Below are 1,372 nucleotides of genomic sequence, written 5' to 3' on the forward strand. Positions count from 1 at the left end.
TAGAGGGACTCTTCGCGAAACAGCCGGGCGAGCAGCTCCGAGTAGCTGGTCTGGTCCCGGGTCGCCCGCTCCAGTTCCCGATCGAGCACCTCACGGATGCGTTTGAGGTGCAGTGTCTGCAAGAGCTGCTCCAGGTCGTCATTCATCGTCGTCCTCCTCCTCCTCCTCGTCCTTCGCTGGGGAAGCGGTGCGGAAGAGTTCGCCGGAGAGCCGCCGCAGCAGCATGCGCTCGATGCGCTCCAGCTCGGTGAGCTGGTAGCGCAGGGCCTCTGAAACGGAGGGGACGTCCGTGCTTTTCGTGCTTTATTGGGTTGACGGTCTGTCGCACGCGCGGTAGGCGTGGCTGCCATGCCGAGGCAACCGCGACTGGACATCCCAGGCCTCTTGTATCATGTGATGGCCCGCGGGATTGAACGCACCGACATCTTTCGCGACGATCGGGATCGGGAGACGTTTGTCGAACGGTTGGGCGAGTTGGTGCCCGCAGGGGGCGCCATGTTGTATGCGTGGTGCCTGCTGTCGAATCACTTTCACCTCGTGCTCAAACCCGGAGAACGGGGGCTTGCTTGGCTCATGCGGCGCCTGATGACGAGCCATGCGGTGCGGTTCAACCTGCGGTACGGTCGGTCGGGGCACCTCTTCCAGAATCGTTACAAGAGCGTGGTGGTGGAAGAAGAGCCACACTTTCTGGAACTCGTCCGGTATGTCGCACTCAACCCGGTGCGCGCGCGGTTGGTTCACTCGGTAGACGAACTGAACCGCTACCCCTGGAGTGGGCACGCCGCGCTGGTGGGCAGGAGAAAGGCCGACTGGCAGGAAGTGGACGAGGTGTTGGAGCGGTTCGGCCGGCGAAAGCCGGAGGCGCTTGCGCGCTACCGGGAGTTCGTGTCGGCGGGATGGAACCAAGGACGGCGCGACGACCTTTCCGGCGGGGGCCTTGTTCGCAGCGCGGGAGGGGTGGCGGAGGTGCTTCGGCGCAGGCCCGAGGACCGTGAGGCCGCCGATGAACGGGTGCTGGGGAACGGAGTGTTTGTGGAAACCGTCTGGCGTGCAGCGGAGCAGTCTATGCCGACGGCAACACGGAGAGACTGGAGCGTAATCCTCGACGAGACCGCGGAGAAGTGGCGAGTAGCGCCCCCGAGGGTTCTGGGAGGCTCACGCGAGCGTCGGGTTTGCCGAGCACGGCGGGAGTTCTTTCTGCGTAGCATGGGCGAGGCGGGCCTATCGATTGCGGACTTGGGACGCTTGTGCGCGATGAACCCGGCGTCGGTGAGTCGTGCGGTCGAGACGGCCCGGGCGGAGTTGCGCTCGGCCAAGCCGACTGGGGAACTGGCAAATAAGACATGAAAAGCACGGACGTCCCCGCCGCGCC

Annotated in this window: 1 protein-coding gene; it reads left to right on the top strand. The window is 64.8% G+C overall.

Annotated features, from left to right (window positions below; all coding sequences use genetic code 11):
- The first annotated feature begins 348 nt into the window (after positions 1–348).
- Complete coding sequence (locus U1E26_00015; GenBank protein MDZ4168024.1) at positions 349–1,347, top strand: transposase; 999 nt, start codon at positions 349–351, stop codon at positions 1,345–1,347.
- Positions 1,348–1,372: the final 25 nt, after the last annotated feature.

The sequence above is a fragment of the Coriobacteriia bacterium genome, assembly GCA_034370385.1.
In the GTDB taxonomy this organism is placed as follows: domain Bacteria; phylum Actinomycetota; class Coriobacteriia; order Anaerosomatales; family PHET01; genus JAXMKZ01.